Source organism: Pseudomonas sp. RW407, assembly GCF_003176655.1.
GTDB lineage: Bacteria > Pseudomonadota > Gammaproteobacteria > Pseudomonadales > Pseudomonadaceae > Pseudomonas > Pseudomonas delhiensis.
The window spans coordinates 119,918-139,130 of sequence record NZ_QGSL01000064.1 but is presented as its reverse complement, the minus strand read 5'-3'; the positions used below and the strand labels follow the sequence as shown (position 1 = coordinate 139,130).

The 19,213-nt window shown below is 68.3% G+C and carries 16 protein-coding genes and 1 pseudogene; 1 reads left to right on the top strand and 16 read right to left on the bottom strand.

All coding sequences use genetic code 11. From position 1 onward, the window contains the following. From DK254_RS06405 to edd, 10 genes and pseudogenes are all read right to left on the bottom strand, one after another. Window positions 1-293, bottom strand: a pseudogene (locus tag DK254_RS06405) (porin); the annotation flags it as partial. 36 nt (window positions 294-329) lie between these two features. After that, on the bottom strand, window positions 330-1,484 hold the full coding sequence (locus DK254_RS06400; RefSeq protein WP_109933122.1) for an ABC transporter ATP-binding protein: 1,155 nt from the start codon (window positions 1,482-1,484) through the stop codon (window positions 330-332). A gap of 6 nt (window positions 1,485-1,490) precedes the next feature. Then, a complete protein-coding gene (locus DK254_RS06395) occupies window positions 1,491-2,336 on the bottom strand; it encodes a carbohydrate ABC transporter permease (protein WP_109933121.1) in 846 nt (281 codons plus the stop codon). Next, a complete protein-coding gene (locus tag DK254_RS06390) occupies window positions 2,329-3,252 on the bottom strand; it encodes a carbohydrate ABC transporter permease (protein ID WP_109933120.1) in 924 nt (307 codons plus the stop codon). The genes DK254_RS06395 and DK254_RS06390 overlap by 8 nt, the downstream gene beginning before the upstream one ends. 102 nt (window positions 3,253-3,354) lie before the next feature. After that, entirely contained in the window at window positions 3,355-4,614 is a 1,260-nt protein-coding gene (locus DK254_RS06385; RefSeq protein ID WP_109933119.1) for an ABC transporter substrate-binding protein, read from the bottom strand. Window positions 4,615-4,918: 304 nt separating this feature from the next. Beyond that, the gene (locus DK254_RS06380; RefSeq protein ID WP_109933118.1) at window positions 4,919-5,284 is read right to left on the bottom strand and encodes an endonuclease domain-containing protein; all 366 of its coding nucleotides are present in this window, start codon (window positions 5,282-5,284) and stop codon (window positions 4,919-4,921) included. Between the two features lie 158 nt (window positions 5,285-5,442). Continuing rightward, window positions 5,443-6,891, bottom strand: a complete 1,449-nt coding sequence (locus DK254_RS06375; protein ID WP_109933117.1) for an ATP-binding protein — start codon at window positions 6,889-6,891, stop codon at window positions 5,443-5,445. Further along, the gene (locus DK254_RS06370; protein WP_109933116.1) at window positions 6,884-7,618 is read right to left on the bottom strand and encodes a response regulator; all 735 of its coding nucleotides are present in this window, start codon (window positions 7,616-7,618) and stop codon (window positions 6,884-6,886) included. The genes DK254_RS06375 and DK254_RS06370 overlap by 8 nt, the downstream gene beginning before the upstream one ends. A 42-nt stretch (window positions 7,619-7,660) precedes the next feature. Continuing rightward, on the bottom strand, window positions 7,661-8,659 hold the full coding sequence (locus DK254_RS06365) for a glucokinase (protein WP_109933115.1): 999 nt from the start codon (window positions 8,657-8,659) through the stop codon (window positions 7,661-7,663). 67 nt (window positions 8,660-8,726) lie between these two features. Further along, window positions 8,727-10,553, bottom strand: a complete 1,827-nt coding sequence (gene edd / locus DK254_RS06360; protein WP_109933114.1) for a phosphogluconate dehydratase — start codon at window positions 10,551-10,553, stop codon at window positions 8,727-8,729. A 128-nt stretch (window positions 10,554-10,681) separates the two neighbouring features. On the opposite strand from edd, the gene gap reads away from it, so the two are divergent. After that, on the top strand, window positions 10,682-11,686 hold the full coding sequence (gene gap, locus DK254_RS06355) for a type I glyceraldehyde-3-phosphate dehydrogenase (RefSeq protein ID WP_109933113.1): 1,005 nt from the start codon (window positions 10,682-10,684) through the stop codon (window positions 11,684-11,686). A gap of 51 nt (window positions 11,687-11,737) precedes the next feature. Here gap and DK254_RS06350 read toward each other — a convergent pair whose 3' ends face one another. From DK254_RS06350 to DK254_RS06325, 6 genes are all read right to left on the bottom strand, one after another. Next, window positions 11,738-12,496: a carbonic anhydrase family protein gene (locus DK254_RS06350; RefSeq protein ID WP_109933112.1), complete on the bottom strand. Its 759-nt coding sequence runs from the start codon at window positions 12,494-12,496 to the stop codon at window positions 11,738-11,740. Between the two features lie 244 nt (window positions 12,497-12,740). Then, the gene (locus DK254_RS06345; RefSeq protein ID WP_109933111.1) at window positions 12,741-12,923 is read right to left on the bottom strand and encodes a DUF1289 domain-containing protein; all 183 of its coding nucleotides are present in this window, start codon (window positions 12,921-12,923) and stop codon (window positions 12,741-12,743) included. Window positions 12,924-13,070: 147 nt separating this feature from the next. Further along, entirely contained in the window at window positions 13,071-15,359 is a 2,289-nt protein-coding gene (gene bglX, locus DK254_RS06340; protein ID WP_109933110.1) for a beta-glucosidase BglX, read from the bottom strand. Between the two features lie 211 nt (window positions 15,360-15,570). Continuing rightward, a complete protein-coding gene (scpB, locus tag DK254_RS06335) occupies window positions 15,571-16,560 on the bottom strand; it encodes an SMC-Scp complex subunit ScpB (RefSeq protein WP_109933109.1) in 990 nt (329 codons plus the stop codon). A gap of 84 nt (window positions 16,561-16,644) precedes the next feature. Beyond that, window positions 16,645-17,493, bottom strand: coding sequence for a ScpA family protein (locus DK254_RS06330; RefSeq protein ID WP_256595820.1), 849 nt, complete (start codon window positions 17,491-17,493; stop codon window positions 16,645-16,647). A 476-nt stretch (window positions 17,494-17,969) separates the two neighbouring features. After that, window positions 17,970-19,184 (bottom strand): tryptophan--tRNA ligase, encoded by a 1,215-nt coding sequence (locus DK254_RS06325; protein WP_109933107.1) that lies wholly within the window; start codon window positions 19,182-19,184, stop codon window positions 17,970-17,972. Window positions 19,185-19,213 lie beyond the last annotated feature (29 nt).

Sequence of the window (19,213 nt, the reverse complement as noted above, 5' to 3'; positions counted from 1 at the left end):
CCGAGGATCTTCTGCAGGTCCAGGTGGCTGCCCAGCGCCCACTGGTCGGTGTAGCGCGCGGTCTTGTCGTCGTTGTAGCCGCCGTGCAGGTTGCCCGCGGCCTCGCCGACGTAGTCCAGCTTGAAGTCGTAGCCCTTCTCCAGCAGCTCGCTGCGGGTACCGCCCCAGTCCCCCAGACCCCATTTCGAATCGGCGGAGAAGGCCTCGTCGGCGCAGGCCAGGCCATTCAGGCCGACGGCGCCCAGGGCGAGCAGGCAGCCCAGGGCGGGCCGGATCTTGTTGTTCTTATGCATTGCTGACGTCCTCGTTGATGGAATGCCTTGCGGCGTTCAGTGCTTGTGCCGGGCCAGCGGGGTGACCTTGGCCTCCCCCGCCCCGCCCGGCGCCTTGCGCAGGCGCTCGCCGCTCTGCGCGTCGAACAGCAGTACCCGCGCCGGGTCCAGGCGCAGTTGCAGGGTCGAGCCAAGGGCCGGCGCCGCATCCGGGGCCAGGCGGCAGCAGACCTTGGCGCCGTTGAGGGTGACGAAGGCCAGGGTGTCCGGGCCGGTGGGCTCCAGCACCTCGACCTCGGCACGCACGTCCACCAGGCCGTTGCCCGTCTCGGCCACGCCGATCTGTTCCGGGCGCACGCCGAGGATCAGCTCGCGGCCCTCGACGCCTTCGGCGTCCAGCGCCAGGGGCAACTCGCAGCGATCCTGGCCGCTGTCCAGCAGGCCGACCAGTTGGCCGCCCTGGCGCTGCACGCGCAGGGGGATGAAGTTCATCGGCGGCGAGCCGATGAAGCTGGCGACGAACAGGTTGGCCGGGTCGTTGTAGATCTGCTGCGGGGTGCCGAACTGCTGGACGATGCCGTCCCGCATCACCGCCACCTTGTCGCCGAGGGTCATGGCCTCGATCTGGTCGTGGGTGACGTAGACCGTGGTGGTCTTCAGCCGCTGGTGCATCAGCTTGATCTCGGTGCGCATCTCCACGCGCAGCTTGGCGTCGAGGTTCGACAGCGGCTCGTCGAACAGGTAGATCTTCGGCCGCCGCGCCAGCGCCCGGCCCATGGCCACCCGCTGCTGCTGGCCGCCGGAAAGCTGCGAGGGCTTGCGCTGCAGCAGGTGCTCGATCTGCAGCAGCTTGGCGACCCGCGCCACCTCCTCGTCGATGGCGGCCTGGGGCATCTTGCGGATCTTCAGGCCGAAGGCGATGTTCTCGCGCACCGTCATGGTCGGGTACAGCGCGTAGGACTGGAACACCATGGCGATGTCGCGGTCCTTCGGGCTCATGCCGCTGATGTCCTGGCCGTCCACCAGGATGGCGCCGCCGCTGATGTCCTCCAGGCCGGCGATGCAGTTCATCAGCGTGGACTTGCCGCAGCCGGACGGGCCGACCAGGATCAGGAACTCGCCGGACTCGATCGCCAGGTCGATGGACTTCAGGGTGTCCGCCAGGCCGCTGCCGTAGGACTTGTGCAGGTTGCGCAGTTCGAGTGTCGCCATGTCCGATTACCCCTTGACCGCGCCGGCGGTCAGGCCGCGCACGAAATACTTTCCAGCCACTACGTAGACGATCAGCGTCGGCAGCGCGGCGATCATCGCCGCGGCCATGTCGACGTTGTATTCCTTGACCCCGGTGCTGATGTTCACCAGGTTGTTCAGCGCCACCGTGATCGGCTGGGCGTCGCCGCTGGCGAACACCACGCCGAAGAGGAAGTCGTTCCAGATCTGGGTGAACTGCCAGATCAGGCAGACCATCACGATGGGCGTGGACATCGGCATGAGGATGCGCGTGAAGATGGTGAAGAAGCCGGCGCCGTCGAGCCGCGCGGCCTTCACCAGGGCATCGGGGATGGCCACGAAGTAGTTGCGGAAGAACAGCGTGGTGAAGGCCAGGCCGTAAATGCAGTGGACGATCACCAGGCCCGTGGTGGTGTTGGCCAGGCCGAGCTTGCCGAGGGTGAAGGACATCGGCAGGAGGATCACCTGGAACGGCAGGAAGCAGCCGAACAGCAGCGCGCCGAAGAACAGCTGCGAGCCGCGGAAGCGCCACATCGACAGCACGTAGCCGTTCAGTGCGCCGATGAAGGTGGAGATGAGCACGCCGGGGACGGTGATCTTCACCGAGTTCCAGAAGAAGTCACCCACCGCGCCCCAGGCCTTCACCCAGCCGATCACGGTGAACACCTCCGGCAGCGCCAGCAGGTTGCTGTTGCGGATGTCCTCGGGGCTCTTGAAGCTGGTCAGCAGCATCACCAGCAGCGGGATCAGGTACAGCGCCACGGCGCCCCAGAGGGTGGCGTGGACCGCCAGGCGGCCGAGGCTGAACCTCGGCCTGAAGGTCGCGTCACGCATGGCGCTTGCCTCGCAGTTCGGAATACAGGTAGGGCACGACTATGGCCAGCACGGCGCCGAGCATCAGCATCGCGCTGGCCGCGCCCAGGCCCATCTGGCCGCGGGTGAAGGTGTGGGCGTACATGAACATCGCCGGCAGGTCGGAGGAATAGCCGGGGCCGCCGGCGGTCATCGCGGCGACCAGGTCGAAGCTCTTGATGGCGATATGCGTGAGGATCATCAGCGCGCTGAAGAACACCGGGCGCAGGCTCGGCAGGACGATGCGCAGGTAGATGGTCGGCAGGCTCGCGCCGTCCACCTGGGCGGCGCGCACGATGGCCGGGTCGACGCCGCGCAGGCCGGCGAGGAACAGCGCCATGACGAAGCCCGAGGCCTGCCACACGGCGGCGATCACCAGGCAGTAGACCACGCGGTCCGGATCCACCAGCCAGTCGAAGCGGAAGCCCGTCCAGCCCCAGTCGCGCAGCAGCTTGTCCAGGCCCAGGCCGGGGTTGAGCAGCCACTTCCAGGCGGTGCCGGTGACGATCATCGACAGCGCCATGGGGTACAGGTAGACGGTGCGGATGAAGCCCTCGCGGCGGATGCGCTGGTCCAGCAGCACGGCGAGGAACACGCCGAGCACCAGGCAGATGGCGATGAACAGGCCGCCGAACAGCAGCAGGTTGCGGCTCGCCACCCACCAGCGGTCGTTGTCCCACAGCCGCAGGTACTGGTTGAGCCCCGCCCAGCCGTAGCTGGGCATGAAGCGCGAGTTGCTGAAGGACAGCAGCAGCGTCCAGCCGATGTAGCCGTACACGCAGACCAGCACCACGAGCATGCTCGGGGCCAGCACCAGTTTCGGCAGCCAGCGCTGCAGGCCGTCGAGCAGCGAGGCGCGCGGAGCTGCCGGATTCAGGGTCGGAGTTGAGGTCGCCATGGGGTTTCTCGAGTGCGAGTGGGGCCGTCCGGAGCGCCAGGCTGCTCCGGAGTGGGTCGGCTGGGAATCAGGCGGCGCCCGGCGAAAGGCGCCGCTCGCGGCTTACTGTGCGGCCGCCTCGATCGCCGCGTAGAGCTGCTGGGCAGCCTTCTGCGGGTCCGCGGAGGCGTCGTTGAAGAAGTTGGTCACCACGTCGAAGATGGCGCCCTGCACGTAGCTGGAGGCGGCCATGCTGTGGGCCATGCTCGGCACCAGGGTGCCGGCCGCGGAAGCCGCCTTGAAGTCCTTCATCGACTGCTGGGCGCAGGCGTCGAAGGGCGCCATGTCGGCGTCCAGGCGTACCGGGATGGAGCCCTTGGCCAGGTTGAAGTCCTTCTGGAACGCCGGGTCGAGCACTGCGCGGGCCAGGTCTTCCTGGGCCTTGCGATTCTCGGCGTTGCTCAGCTTGAACATCACCAGGGAGTCGATGTTGTAGTCGAAGTCCTGCTGCGTGCCGGGGAACGGCAGGCACTGGTAGTCCTTGCCGGCGACCTTGCTGGCGGCGGTGAACTCGCTCTTGGCCCAGTCGCCCATGATCTGCATGCCGGCCTTGCCGTTGATGACCATGCTGGTGGCGACGTTCCACTCGCGCCCGGCGGCGTCGGCGTCGATGTAGCCGCGCAGCTTCTTCAGCGCGGTGAACACCTCGACCATCTGCGGCCCGGTGAGGGTCGCCTTGTCCTGCTCGACGAAGGCCTTGCGGTAGCCCTCGGGGCCCATCTTGCTGAGCACCAGGTTCTCGAACAGGGTGCCGTCCTGCCAGGGCTGGCTGCCGTGGGCCAGGGCGACGAAGCCGGCGGCCTTGAGCTTGTCGGCGGCGGCGAAGAATTCGTCGAGGGTGGTCGGTGGGGTGGCGCCGGCCTTCTTGAAGACCTCGGGGTTGATGTACAGCCAGTTCACCCGGTGCACGTTGACCGGCACGGCGACGTAGTCGCCCTGGTACTTCATGACCTGCGCCACCTGCGGCGGCAGCAACTGGTCCCACTTGCCCTCGGCGGCGACCTGGTTGAGGTCGGCGAGCAGGCCGAGCTGGCCCCACTCCTGGATGTCCGGCCCCTTGATCTGCGCGGCGGCCGGCGGGTTGCCAGACACGGCGCGGGTCTTCAGCACGGTCATGGCGGCCTCGCCGCCACCGCCGGCGACGGCGAAGTCCTTCCAGGTGTGGCCCTTGGCCTGGACCAGCTTCTTCAAGGTTTCCGCGGCGCGCGCTTCGCCGGGGGAAGTCCACCAGTGCAGGACTTCGACCTCGCCGGCGTAGGCCAGGGGGGAGAGACAGAAGGAAGAAAGACAGACAGCGACGGAAAGGCGGCGGAGCGCATTCATGGAGGAAGACCTGTTCTTGTTATTCGGGGCAAGTCTGCGCTTGCGGTAGTCCGAGTCTATCCAAGGCATTTCCTGCTCCGGGTAACGAAGCGATCTTCGATTGTCACGAGGTGGTGACATTGGGGGTCCTTGTTGGGGTTGTGGTGTGAGGGTTGAAGAGCCAAGAGCCCCTCTCCCCAGCCCTCTCCCGCAAGCGGGAGAGGGAGCCGTTCGGTGTGCGTTGATAATATGGTGTTAGCCGGCAGCTCCTGAGTTTCAGGCTGACGCCGGACCTGTCGCCGCTCAGGACAAGCCCCCTCTCCCTTCAGGGAGAGGGCTGGGGAGAGGGCTGCGGACTCGAATCGAGCGCCATGCGTATCGCCTCGAGCACCGAGTCCATCCTCAGCAGCACGTCATGGTTCCAGAACCGTAGCACCTGGAAACCTCGGGCGCTGAGCCAGGCGTCTCGCTCCAGATCGGAAGCAGAGCCCAGGTGCTGACCGCCGTCCAATTCGATCACCAGCATTCTTTCCAGGCAGATGAAGTCGACTATGTAGTGGCCTACGACTTTCTGGCGCTTGAACTTCAAATCCATGAAGCGGTAGGCACGGAGCTGTTGCCACAGGGCGCGTTCAGCGTCGGTCTGGTCCTTGCGGAGTTGGCGGGAGAAGTCGCGGGGTGATTGGGGCATCCTTGATCTCCTTTTTCATGGAGATCAGGGAAATTACTAGGCTCGGGATTAAGAGCCCCTCTCCCCAGCCCTCTCCCTGAAGGGAGAGGGGGCTGTCCTCTGCAGGATGCGATTACGGAGTACGCCGGCGACATCGGAGTCGAATGGAAGAACACTCCTTACTCGACAACCAGCCTAGGTAAACGCAACGTCACCCGCAACCCGCCTTCCCGCCTGTTCTGCAGACTCACCTCCCCGCCATGGGTATGCGCGATATTCCTCGCGATCCCCAACCCCAACCCATACCCCTGCCCCCGCTGCGACAAGCGCACCCGCGGTTCGAACACCTGCTCCAGCCGCTGCTCCGGCACCCCGGGCCCCTCGTCGTCGACGTGCACGAGTAGCGCTTCGGTGCCGTCCTCGACGTGCAGTTGCGCGCGCTGGCCGTACTTCAGGGCGTTGTCCAGCAGGTTGCCGATGCAGCGGCGCAGGGCCAGGGGCTTGCCGGGGTATGGCTCCTGCGCCTCGCCCAGCAGTCGTACCCGGCCGTCCGCCAGGTAGGGGCCGGCGACGTGCTGCAGCAACTGGTTGATGTCCACCGGCTCGATGTTCTCGTGGATGTCGGTGTCCTTCACGCACTGCAGGGCGCCCTTGACCAGCAGTTCCAGCTCGTCGAGGTCCTGGTTCAGCTTGGCGCGCTGCGGCTCGTCTTCCAGCAGTTCGACGCGCAGGCGCAGGCGGGTGATGGGGGTGCGCAGGTCGTGGGAGATGGCGCTGAACAGCTGGCCGCGCTCGCTGAGGTAGCGGTCGATGCTCTCGCGCATGGTGTTGAAGGCGCGGCTGACCTCCACCAGCTCGCGGGCGCCGCGCTCTTCCAGCGGTGCCGCCGGGCTGCCCAGGGCCACTTCGCGGGCGGCGCGGGCCAGGCGTTTCAGCGGGCGGCTCTGCTGGTGCACCAGCAGGCCGGCGAACAGCAGCAGCAACAGGCTGGTCAGGCCGATGGAAAGGATCTGCTGCGGCTGCAGCGCCTCGGGCTCCAGGCTGACGTAGGGGGCCGGCATCAGGCTGGCGATGTAGAGCCATTCGTTCTCGCCGATGCGGATCTGCGTCACCAGCACCGGCGGGTTCACCGGCTCCAGGGTCAGCGCGTAGTGGGCCCAGGAGCGCGGCAGCTCCTCCAGCTTCAGCTGGCTGTTGAACAGGCGCAGGTCATCCGGGGCGACGAATTCCACCTCCAGCTCCACGTCCTTGCCCAGCTTCTGGTGCAGCACGTCGCTGACGATATCCAGCACCGCCTGTTTGTTCGGCGTGTCCGGCAGGCTCTGCATCTGCAGTGGGCGCTCGTTGAGCGAGACGAAGAAGCGCGTGCCACCCATGCTGCGCAGCTGGTCCAGCACCAGCGGGCGGTAGCCGATGGGCAGCGAGCGGAAGTAGCTGACGCTGGCGGCCATGGAATAGGCCAGGCTGCGCGAGCTGGTGAGCAGGCCCTCGCGCTGGCTGGAGCGCAGGTGCGAGAGCCAGAACAGGCTCGACAGGCCCTGGGCGACGAGGATCGCCAGCAGCGTCAGCAGCAGCATGCGCCCCAGCAGCGAGCGCGGGACGAGCGACCAGCGCCGCCGTTCAGTCATTGCCCAGCCGATGCGGGCGGACCTGGGCCGCCAGCAGGTAGCCGCTGCCGCGCACGGTCTGGATCAGCCGCGGCGCCTTGCCGGTGTCGCGCAGGCGCTGGCGCAGGCGGCTCACCGCCATGTCGACGATGCGCTCCAGCGGCCCGACCTCGCGGCCGCGGGTGGCATTGCCGATGGTGTCGCGGTCGAGAATCTGTTGCGGGTGGTCGAGGAACAGCTTGAGCAGGGCGAAGTCGGCGCCGCTGAGGAAGAACTCCTCGCCGTCCTCGTGGAACAGCCGGTGGCTGACCGTGTCCAGGCGCCAGTCGTCGAAGGCCAGCACCTCGCCGCCGCGCACCTGGGTGAACTGCGCGCGGCGCAGCAGGGCCTTGATCCGCGCCAGCAGCTCGCGCGGGCTGAAGGGCTTGCCCAGGTAGTCGTCGGCGCCCAGTTCCAGGCCGATCACCCGGTCGGCCTCGTCGGAGCTGGCGGTGAGCATGATCACCGGCATGCAGGCCAGGCGCTGGTGCGAGCGGATCCAGCGGCACAGGCTGAAACCGTCCTCGTCGGGCAGCATCACGTCGAGGATGGCCAGGGCGGCCTCCTCTTCCAGCAGCGCCTGGCGGAAGGCCGTGCCGTCGGCGGCGCTGCGCACCTGGAAGCCAGCGCGGCTCAGGTAGGCCTCCAGCAGCTCGCGGATTTCCTGGTCGTCATCCACCAGCAGGATGGATTTGGCGGGTGCGTTCACGGGGCATCCCTTGTTGTTGTTCTGGTTGTTGCCGTTGCTCGTTCAGGCTTTTGCCAGCAGCGCCTGCTCCAGGGCCACGCCGGCGCCGAACAGGCCCGGGTGGCTGGCGGTCATCACCCACACCGGCACGCGGCTCAGGTAGGGGCCGCTGGTCTTGCCGCGGGTGCAGAAGGCGTCGGCGAAGCCGCTGCGCTGAAAGCGTTCGAGGAAGCGCGGGACTATCCCGCCGGTGATGTACACGCCGCCCAGGGCGCCGACCGTCATCACCGCGTTGCCGGCGACCCGCGCCAGCCACACGAAGAAATGCTCCAGCACCGCGTCGCAGTAGGCGTCGCCGGCCAGGGCGCGCTCGCCGATCTGCGCCGCGGACAGCGCCAGCGGCTCGATGCCGTCGACCTTGCAGCTGGCCTGGTAGATGTTTTCCAGGCCGCTGCCGGAGAGCGCGCGCTCGGCCGAAACGTGGCCGTACTTCTCGCGCAGCTGCTGCCAGATGGCGAAGTCGCGCTCGCCGGTCACCGGCAGGTCGACGTGGCCACCCTCGCAGGGCAGCACATCCCAGCCGCCACTGGGCGTCGGCACCAAGCTGCCGACTCCCAGGCCGGTGCCGGGGCCGATGATCAGCTTGGCGCGGCCCGGCAGGGCTTCGCCGGCGCGCACCTGCACCAGGTCCTCGTCGCCCAGGCGCGAGGCGGCCCAGGCCATGGTGCTGAAGTCGTTGACCAGCAGCAGGTGGCTCAGGCCCAGTTCGGCGCGGAAGGCGTCGCGCCTGATGACCCAATGGTTGTTGGTGAAGCGGAAGTCCGCCTCGCCCACCGGGCCGGCGCAGGCCAGGCAGACGCTGTGGATGGCGCCGAGCGGCTGGCCGACGCGCTGCAGGTATTCGCGCACGGCGTCTTCCGGGCGCGGGTAGTCGGCGCAGGCCAGCACTTCGATGGCCTCCAGGCGCTGCTCGCGCCAGAGGGCGAAACGGGCGTTGGTCCCGCCGATGTCGCCGACCAGCGCGATGCCGGCCGGTGCTTGGGGTTTATTGTTGGAATTCATCGCAAGCTCGGGCAGCTGAAAGGTTTGAGCGGACTCCAGGAGGCGAATGCTCCGCCAAGCATAGCCCCTACCGCAAGCGCTCCAGCTCGGCGGTGAAGGCGCAGGCGCCCTGCTCCGCGGAACTGAACGACTGGCGCATGAAGGCGAACAGCTCGCGGCCCATGCCGCTGCCGTCGTCCTCGGGCAGCGGCGCCAGCGGGCGGGCCTGCCACTCGGCGGCATCGACCAGCACGCGCAGCTCGCCGGTGGTGCCGTCCACCCGCACCAGGTCGCCGTCGCGCAGGCGCGCCAGCGGGCCGCCGGCACTGGCTTCCGGGGACAGGTGGATGGCCGCCGGCACCTTGCCGGAGGCGCCGGACATGCGCCCGTCGGTGACCAGCGCCACCTTGAAGCCACGGTCCTGCAGCACGCCCAGGAAGGGCGTGAGCTTGTGCAGCTCGGGCATGCCGTTGAAGCGCGGGCCCTGGAAGCGCACCACGGCGACCAGGTCGCGCTCCAGCTCGCCGGCCTTGAAGGCCGCGGCCAGGCTGGCCTGGTCGTGGAAGATGCGTACCGGCGCCTCGACCACCTGGTGCTCGGGGGCCACCGCGGAGACCTTCATCACGCCGCGGCCGAGGTTGCCCTCCATCAGGCGCAGGCCGCCCTCGGCGGAGAACGGGCGCGACAGCGGGCGCAGGATGTCCTCGTCCAGGCTGTCGACCGGGCCTTCGCGCCAGACCAGCTTGCCGCCGTCGAGGAAGGGCTCCTGCAGGTAGCGGCGCAGGCCCTTGCCGACCACGGTCTGCACGTCTTCGTGGAGCAGCCCGCCGTCGAGCAGCTGGCGGATCAGGAAGGACATGCCGCCGGCGGCCTGGAAGTGGTTGATGTCGGCCTGGCCATTGGGGTAGATGCGCGCCAGCAGCGGCACCACTTCCGACAGCTCGGCCATGTCCTGCCAGGTCAGCTGGATGCCGGCGGCCTGGGCGATGGCCAGCAGGTGCAGGGTGTGGTTGGTGGAGCCGCCGGTGGCCAGCAGGGCAACCACCGAGTTGACGATGGCGCGCTCGTCGATGACCTCGGCCATGGGCACGTACTGGCCATTCTCCGGGGCCAGGCGGCTGGCCTGGCGCGCGGCCTCGCGGGTCAGCTCGTCGCGCAGCGGGGTGTTCGGGTTGATGAAGGAAGCGCCCGGCAGGTGCAGGCCCATCACTTCCACCAGCAGTTGGTTGGTGTTGGCGGTGCCGTAGAAGGTGCAGGTGCCCGGCGCGTGGTAGGAGGCCATCTCCGAGGCCAGCAGTTCGTCGCGGGTGGCCTTGCCTTCGGCGTAGAGCTGGCGCACCGCGGCCTTCTCCTTGTTGGAGATGCCGGTGGGCATGGGCCCGGCGGGGACGAACACCACCGGCAGGTGGCCGAAGCGCAGCGCGCCGATCAGCAGGCCGGGGACGATCTTGTCGCACACGCCCAGGCACAGCGCGGCGTCGAACATGTTGTGGGACAGGGCGATGGCGGTGCCCATGGCGATCACGTCGCGGCTGGCCAGGGACAGCTCCATGCCCGGCTCGCCCTGGGTCACGCCATCGCACATGGCCGGCACGCCGCCGGCGAACTGGCCCACCGAGCCGATCTCGCGCAGGGCGTCCTTGATCAGCCCCGGGAAGCGCTCCAGCGGCTGGTGCGCCGAGAGCATATCGTTATAGGCAGAGACGATGCCGACGTTGGCCTGGTTCATCAGGCGCAGGGCCTGCTTGTCGTGCTCGCCGCAGGCGGCCACGCCGTGGGCCAGGTTGCCGCAGGGCAGCGTGCCGCGATGCGGCCCCTTGGTGGCGGCGGCCTTGACCATGGCGAGGTAGCGCTGGCGGGTGGCGGCGCTGCGTTCCTGGATGCGACGGGTGACTTCGAGCACGCGCGGGTGCATGGCAGCATTCTCCTGCAGACTAACGATTGTTGTTTTTACAACATAATCATCGGTTAAAGGATATTTACTTTTGTTTGACGAAAAAATTTAATGGTTTTTACCACAAAAACACAAAAGAGACGACCTCCATGACCATTCGCCTGGCGATCAACGGGTTCGGCCGCATCGGCCGCAACGTCCTCCGCGCCCTTTATACTGCCGACTACCGCCAACAGCTCGAAGTGGTGGCCATCAACGACCTCGGCGACGCCGCCATCAACGCCCACCTGCTGCAGTACGACAGCGTCCACGGGCGCTTCCCCGGGCAGGTCGAGCACGACGACGACAGCCTCACGGTGAACGGCGACCGCATCGCCGTCACCGCCCTGCGCGACCCGGCGCAATTGCCCTGGAAAGGCCTGGACGTCGATATCGTCCTGGAGTGCAGCGGGCATTTCACCGGCCGCGACAAGGCCGCCGCGCACCTCGCCGCCGGGGCGCGCAAGGTGATCATTTCGGCGCCCGGGGCCGGCGTCGACGCCACCATCGTCCATGGCGTCAACCACGAGCTGCTGCGCGCCTCGCACCAGGTCATCTCCAACGCCTCCTGCACCACCAACTGCCTGGCCCCGGTGGCCCAGGTGCTGCACCGCGAGCTGGGCATCGAGCAGGGCCTGATGACCACCATACACGCCTACACCAACGACCAGAGCCTGTCCGACGTGTACCACGGCGATGTCTACCGCGCCCGCTCGGCCACCCAGTCGATGATCCCCACCCGCACCGGCGCCGCCGAGGCGGTGGGCCTGGTGCTGCCGGAGCTGGCCGGCAAGCTCACGGGCCTGGCGGTGCGGGTGCCGGTGATCAACGTCTCGCTGGTGGACCTGACCGTGCAGGTCGCCCGCGACACCACGGTCGAGGAGGTCAACCAGTTGTTCAGGATAGCCAGCCAGGGCTCGCGCATCCTCGGCTACAACAGCCAGCCACTGGTGTCGGTGGACTTCAACCACGACCCACGCTCGGCCATCTTCGACGCCAACCACACGAAGGTCAGCGGCCGGCTGCTGAAGGTGATGGCCTGGTACGACAACGAATGGGGCTTCTCCAACCGCATGCTGGACAACGCCCTGGCGCTGTGGCGCGCGCCGGCCTGAAACAGGCCGGCGATGTAGGCGGCAGGGCCTTGCACCCTGCCGCCACGGGGCTCAGGCGAAGAACTCCACCTCTCCGCCGCTCAGGTGGTAGAGCGCCCCGGCCAGCTTGATCCGCCCTTCCTGCTCCAGTTTGGCCAGCACCGGGCTGTCCTGGCGGATGCGTTCCAACCCCAGGCGCACGTGGGTGCGCGCCACGGCATCGACGAACCCGGCATCCTTCGCGCTGCGCTCGCCGCCGTACTCGGTGGCCGCCACCGCCGGCTCGAGCTTTTTCAGCAGGCCGCTCAGGTGCCCCAGCCGCGCCCCGTCGATGGCCCCCTTGATCGCCCCGCAGCCGGTATGGCCCATGACCAGCACCAGCTTGGCGCCGGCCACCGCGCAGGAGAACTCCAGGCTGCCGAGCAGGTCGTCGTTGACCACGTTGCCGGCCACCCGGGCGTTGAAGGTGTCGGCGATGCCGAGGTCGAAGAGGATTTCCGCCGGCGCGCGGGAGTCGATGCAGCTGAGGATCACCGCCGCCGGGTACTGGCCGTCGCGGCTGGCGCGCTTCTGCGCCAGGTAGTCATGCTGCAGCGTCTCGCCGCTGCGGAAGCGCTGGTTGCCCTGGCGCAGGCGCTCGATGACCTGGTCGGGGCTCAGGGCGTCGCGCTCGGCCTTGCCCAGGGCGGCGGCGTAGGCCCGGCCCGGCGCGCCCAGCCAGCCGGCGGCGCCGGCCAGGCCGAGGGCCGCGAGGCCGGCACTGCCCTTGAGCAGCGACCTGCGCCGGGGGTTGTCGGGGCTGCAGTGCACGCAATGGCATGGATCTTTCATGGAGGTCACCTTGGACGTCGTTGGAAGTGGCACCACTTAACGACGACGCCAGGCAACCCAGAAGACCTCGGAATCCGCGAAAGCCGTCGGAGGCTTCCCAACTGCATCCCATTCGTAGGGCGCATAACGCCTACGGTTCCAGGAAGCACGGATGTAGGAGCGGGCCCTGCCCGCGAATCGCGCGCAGGGCGCGCTCCTACAGATGGGGCAGCGGTGGTGGGGTAGGACTCCGTCCGCGATTGGCCTAACGGAATTTACGCCGGCCCCGCGCCTCCAGCACCAGCAGGCGCATGTCGGCCTCGGCCAGCACGGCCTGGCGTTCGGGCTTGTCCAGTTTCTTCCAGGCCTTGACCTCGGTGCGGCTGCGCCCGCAGCCGCGGCAGATGCCGTCGTCGAACTCGCAGACCTTGATGCAGGGATCTTTCACATGGCCTCCCGATGCGCCTGGCACACCTCCACCATGGCGGTGCGCCGGGCCTACTTGAAGGCACAGGCGACGAAAGGTCCAACGCAGAAAAGGCATCGCCCCGATTGGCCGGGCCAATCGGGGCGATGCCGTGGGCGGAATGCCGGCTCAGAGCAGGGTGAACTGGCTTTCCTTCACGTCATCCGAGTCCAGGCCGATCATCACCTTGAACTCGCCCGGCTCCGAGGCGTAGCGCAGGTTGCTGTCGTAGAAGCGCAGGTCTTCCTCGCGGATCGGGAATTCCACCACCCTCGACTCGCCCGGCTGCAGCATGACCTTGCGGAAGCCCTTGAGCTCCTTGACCGGGCGGCTGATGGAGGCCACCTCGTCGCGCAGGTACAGCTGCACCACGGTCTCGCCGGCGCGCTTGCCGGTGTTCTTCACCGTCACCCGCGCCTTGAGGGTGTCGCCCTTGTGCAGCCTGGTGCTGGACAGTTGCACGTCGGAAACGCTGAAGCGGGTGTAGCTCAGGCCGTAGCCGAAGGGGTACAGCGGGCCGTTCTGCGAGTCGAAGTAGCGCGAGGTGTACTTGTTCGGGTGCTCGTGGTCGAACGGGCGGCCGGTGTTGAGGTGGTTGTAGTAGATCGGGATCTGCCCTACCGAGCGCGGGAAGGTCATCGGCAGCTTGCCCGAGGGGTTGTAGTCGCCGAACAGCACGTCGGCGATGGCGTTGCCGCCCTCGGTGCCGCTGAACCAGGTCTCCAGCACCGCGTCGGCGTTCGCGGCCTCCCAGCGCAGGTCCAGCGGGCGGCCGTTCATCAGCACCAGCACCAGCGGCTTGCCGGTGGCCTTCAGCGCCTTGAGCAGGTCGTACTGGCTCTGGGCGATGTGCAGGTTGGTCTTGCTCGACGCCTCGTGGGCCATGCCCTGGGCCTCGCCGATCGCCGCCACTATCACGTCGGCCTGCTTGGCCTTGGCCACCGCCTCGTCGATCATTTCCTGCGGGCTGCGCGGGTCGATCTTCACGTCCTCGCTGTACTCGTTGAGGTACTTGATGATCTCTTCGTCGTTGCTGACGTTGGCGCCCTTGGCATAGAGCAGCGCGGCCTTGCCGCGGGTGGCGTGGCCCATGCCCTCGAGCAGGGTCACCGCCTGGAAGGCCTTGCCGGCGGCGGACCAGCTGCCCATCACGTCGCGCTTGCTGTCGGCCAGCGGGCCGATCAGGGCGATGGTGCCGCCGCGCTTGAGCGGCAGCACGTCGCCCTGGTTCTTCAGCAGCACCATGCCGCGGCGCGCCACCTCGCGGGCCTCGGCGCGGTGCAGGCGGCTCTCGGCGTCGGTGTCGACCGGGTCGGCGCCCTGCAGGTAGCGGTACGGGTCCTTGAACAGGCCCATGTCCCACTTGGCCGCCAGCACGTCGCGGCAGGCTCGGTCGATGTCGGCCTGGGTGATGGCGCCGGCCTTGAGCAGCACCGGCAGCTCCTTGCCGTAGAGGTCGTCGTTCATGTTCATCTCGACGCCCGCGGTCATCGCCAGGCGCGCGGCCTCGCGCGGCTCGCCGGCGACGCCGTGCTTGATCAGCTCCATGACCGCGCCGTGGTCGCTGAGCAGCACGCCCTTGTAGCCCCACTGCTTGCGCAGCACGTCCTGCAGCAGCCACTTGTTGGCGGTGGCCGGCACGCCGTTGACGCTGTTCAGCGAGACCATCACCGCGCCGGCGCCGGCGTCGATGGCCGCGCGGTACGGCGGCAGGTAGTCCTGGAACATGCGCGGCAGGCTCATGTCCACGGTGTTGTAGTCGCGCCCGCCTTCGCCGGCGCCGTACAGGGCGAAGTGCTTGACCCCGGCCATGATGGTGCCCGGCTGGTCCAGGCCCTTGCCCTGGTAGGCGCGGACCACCGTCTCGGCGATGCGGCTGACCAGGTAGGTGTCCTCGCCGAAGCCTTCGGACATGCGGCCCCAGCGCGGGTCGCGGGCGATGTCGACGGTGGGCGAGTAGGTCAGGTTGAGGCCGTCGGCGCTGGCCTCCAGGGCGGCGATGCGCGCGCTGCTGGCGATGGCGTCCAGGTCCCAGCTGGAAGCCAGGCCCAGGCCGATGGGGAACACGGTGCGGTGGCCGTGGACCACGTCGTAGGCGAAGAACAGCGGGATCTTCAGGCGGCTGCGCATGGCCGCGTCCTGAAGGTCGCGGATGCCCGGGCGGACCACGGTGTTGAAGATGGCGCCGGTGGTGCCGGCCTTGATCTCTTCCAGCAGCACCGGCTTGGGATGGTCGGGGCCGACGCTGACCAGGCGCAGTTGGCCGATCTTCTCTTCCTGCGTCATCTGCTGCATCAGCTGGCTGATGAAGGCGTCCTTGGACTGCCCCGGCAGCGGAACCGCCGGCCCCTCGGCAGCGAGCAGGGAAATGCTGTTCAGCCCCAGCAACAGGCCGAGGCAGAGTTGGGTTTTTCTCATTATGCGCACTCAGCCGCTCGGGCCGGGGCGCCGGGCGACTGTTGAATGTTGGAAGATTCGATGACTGCCATGCACGGGCCGATTCAGGCGGTTCCCCCAGGTGCTACCGCCGGCGCCCGTGCGGCGCGGCACATAAGGTCGTCCCGCGCGCGGCGGAAGTCAACGGTTGAAAGCTTTCAGGGGCGGTGCCCCCGACTTTCGGACGCGCGGATCAGTGGTCGCGTTCCCTGGCCATGGCCTCGAGTTCCTCGCGCATGGCCTCGGCCAGGGCGCGCTCCTCGTCGTATTCCTCGGCCTGCGGCGCCGGCGCGGCAGGCTCTGCGGCGGGCTCCGGGGCCTGCTCGACGGCATCGGCGGGCGCGGCCGGCGGGGCTTCCGCGCTGGCCGCCGGGTCGTCCACGGCATCCGCCTCGGCGACCGGCGGCGGTTCGAGCAGGTCGTCGAAGTCGGTCTTCAAGCCCTGCTCCATCTCGTCCAGCTCGGCCAGCAGGCTGCGGAAGCTGGTTTCCTCTGGCTTCTCCTCCGGCGGCGCGGCTTCGGGCTCCTCGCCGGCCTCGCGCAGCGCCTGGTCGGCCAGGGCCTGGATCGACGCCGGCACGTAGTCCTCGTCGAGGACGGGGCTGGGCAGGTGGACCGGCACCAGTTGCACGTCCTCCGGCTCGGCCTCCATCTCGCGCAGCTCGGCCAGCGGCGGCAGCTCTTCCAGGCTCTTGAGGTTGAAGTAGTCGAGGAAGGTGCGGGTGGTGGCGAGCATCGCCGGTCGCCCCGGCACCTCGCGGTAGCCGACGATGCGGATCCACTCGCGCTCCATCAGCGTCTTGATGATCTGGGTGTTCACCGCCACGCCGCGGATTTCCTCGATCTCGCCACGGGTGATGGGCTGGCGGTAGGCGATCAGAGCCAGGGTTTCCAGCAGCGCACGGGAGTAGCGCTGCGGGCGCTCCTCCCAGAGCCGGCCGACCCAGGGCGAGAGCGGCTCGCGGATCTGCAGGCGGTAGCCGGTGGCCACCTCCTTGAGCTCGAAGGCGCGCCCGGCGCAGGACAACGTCAGGATCGCCAGGGCATCGCGCAGTTGCTGCGGCTCCGGGCGCTCGGCCTCCTCGAACAGCTCGCCCAGGCGCTCCAGCGACAGCGGCCGGCCCGAGGCCAGCAGGATGCCTTCGAGCAGGGTCGCCAGTTCGTGGGGGTCGGAGAGGTTCATCGGGTCGCTCGGTTCGGGGTTGCGGGAATCGCCGGTCTGGCGGGAAAACTACTCAATGCGCGGCGCCAGGGCAACGCCGGCGGCTCAGAGCGGCTCTTCGTCGAAGTCCTCGGCGTCCGCCGTCTCGTCGAAACCGCCCTCCTCGAAGGTCGGCTCCGGCGCCGGCGCCTCGACCGGCTCGAAGACGCCCTCGTCGCCCTCTTCCAGCACCTCGACCGGCGCCGCGCCCTCCTCCGCCTCGATCCGGGCACGCACGTGGATGGGCGCGAAGGCCTGGTTCTGCACCAGCTCCACCAGCTGCTCCTTGACCAGCTCCAGCACCGCCATGAAGGTCACCACCACGCCCAGGCGGCCCTCCTCGATGCGGAACAGCTCGATGAAGGGCACGAAACCGGCGTCCTTCAGGCGTTCGAGGATCTCGCTCATGCGCTCGCGGGTGGAGAGCATCTCGCGGGTCACCTGGTGGCTTTCGAACAGGTCGGCGCGGCGCAGCACCTCGGCCATGCACAGCATCAGCTCCTGCATGTCCACCTGGGGCAGCAGCTTGCGCGCCTTGGCCTCCGGCGCCGCCACCGTCGGCACCACGTAGTCGCGGCCCTGGCGCGGCAGGTTGTCGAGGTCCTCGGCGGCCTGCTTGAAGCGTTCGTATTCCTGCAGGCGGCGGATCAGCTCGGCGCGCGGGTCTTCCTCGTCCTCCTCGGCCTCGGCCGAGCGCGGCAGCAGCATGCGCGACTTGATCTCGGCGAGCATGGCGGCCATCACCAGGTATTCGGCGGCCAGCTCCAGGCGCACCGACTTCATCAGCTCGACGTAGGTCATGTACTGGCGGGTGATTTCCGCCACCGGAATGTCGAGGACGTCGATGTTCTGCTTGCGGATCAGGTACAGCAGCAGGTCGAGCGGGCCCTCGAAGGCTTCGAGGAAGACCTCCAGGGCGTCCGGCGGGATGTACAGGTCCTGGGGCAGCTCGGTGACCGCCTCGCCATAGACGAGCGCCAGCTGCACCGGTTCGCGGTATTCGGCGGGGCTGGGAGGGGTTTGCGGCTCGTTCAGGTCGCTCATCGGCCTCTCGTCGGGCGGGGCGGGCTCAAGGCGGCATTATCCCTGCTTTTCACCGGCGATGGTGAGGGAATTGGACGGAAAGGCGCCCACCCGCGATACCCCTGTAGGAGCGCGCCCTGCGCGCGAATCGCGGGCAGGGCCCGCTCCTACAGGCAGCCGGGAAGCCCGGTATTCCTCCCCGTAGGAGCGGACCTTGTCCGCGATAGCCGGAACCACCCACGCCATTCCCCTGTAGGAGCGAGCTTGCTCGCGAACCGCATGGCATCGCGTTTGTTCGCGAGCAAGCTCGCTCCTACGAAAAGCCATGCTCGCCTGCAACGCAGGGTTTGTCCGCAATGCCGGACCGCCTAGCGGTACACCAGCCCCATGGCCTGGCGCACTTCCACCAGGGTCTCCCGCGCCGCCTCGCGGGCGTGTTCGGCGCCCTCGGCGAGGATGCTGCGCACCAGCTCGGGGTTGTCCTCGTAGTCCTGGGCGCGTTCGCGGATCGGCGCCAGTTCCTGGTTGATCGACTCGATCAGCGGCCGCTTGCAGTCCAGGCAGCCGATGCCGGCGCTGCTGCAGCCCTCCTGCACCCACTGGCGGCAGGCGTCGTCGGAGTAGATCAGGTGCCACTGCCACACCGGGCAGCGCTGCGGGTCGCCCGGGTCGTTGCGCCGTACCCGCGCAGGGTCGGTGGGCATGCGCGCGATCTTCTCCTCCACCTCCGCCGGGCTCTCGCGCAGGCCGATGGTGTTGTCGTGGGCGTTGGACATCCTCTGCCCGTCCAGTCCCGGCATGCGCACGGTGCTGCCGACCAGCGTCTGCGGCTCGGGCAGCAGCACCCGGCTGTTGCCTTCCAGGTAGCCGAGCAGCCGCTCGCGGTCGCCGAGGGTCAGGTTCTGCTGCTCCTTGAGCAGCGCCTGCGCGGTTTCCAGGGCATCCTCGTCGCCCTGTTCCTGCCAGGCCTTGCGCAGGCTGCTGTAGAGCCTGGAGGTCTTCTTGCCCAGGCGCGTGACGGCGGCCTGGGCCTTGTCCTCGAAGTCCACCTCGCCGCCGTACAGGTGGTTGAAGCGCCGCGCCACCTCGCGGGCGAACTCGACGTGGGCCAGCTGGTCCGAGCCCACCGGCACCAGCCCGGCGCGGTAGACCAGGATGTCCGCCGCCTGCAGCAGCGGATAGCCGAGGAAGCCGTACGTCGACAGGTCCTTGTGGCCGAGCTTTTCCTGCAGCTCCTTGTAGGTCGGCACCCGCTCCAGCCAGGGCAGCGGGCAGATCATCGATAGCAGCAGGTGCAGTTCGGCGTGCTCGGGCACCTGGGACTGGATGAACAGGGTCGCGGCGCTGGGGCTGACGCCCACCGCCAGCCAGTCCACGGCCATGCCGCGGACGTGCTGGCGGATCTGCCCGACGTCATCGTACTCGGTGGTCAGGGCGTGCCAGTCGACGATGGAGAAGAAGCATTCGTACTCGTGCTGCAGACGTACCCAGTTCTGCAGCACGCCGTGCAGGTGGCCCAGGTGCAGGCGCCCGGTGGGGCGCATGCCGGACAGCACACGGCGCTGGGATTCGACCTTGCTCAAGCGCGGGACCTCGGACGGACAGTCAAGGG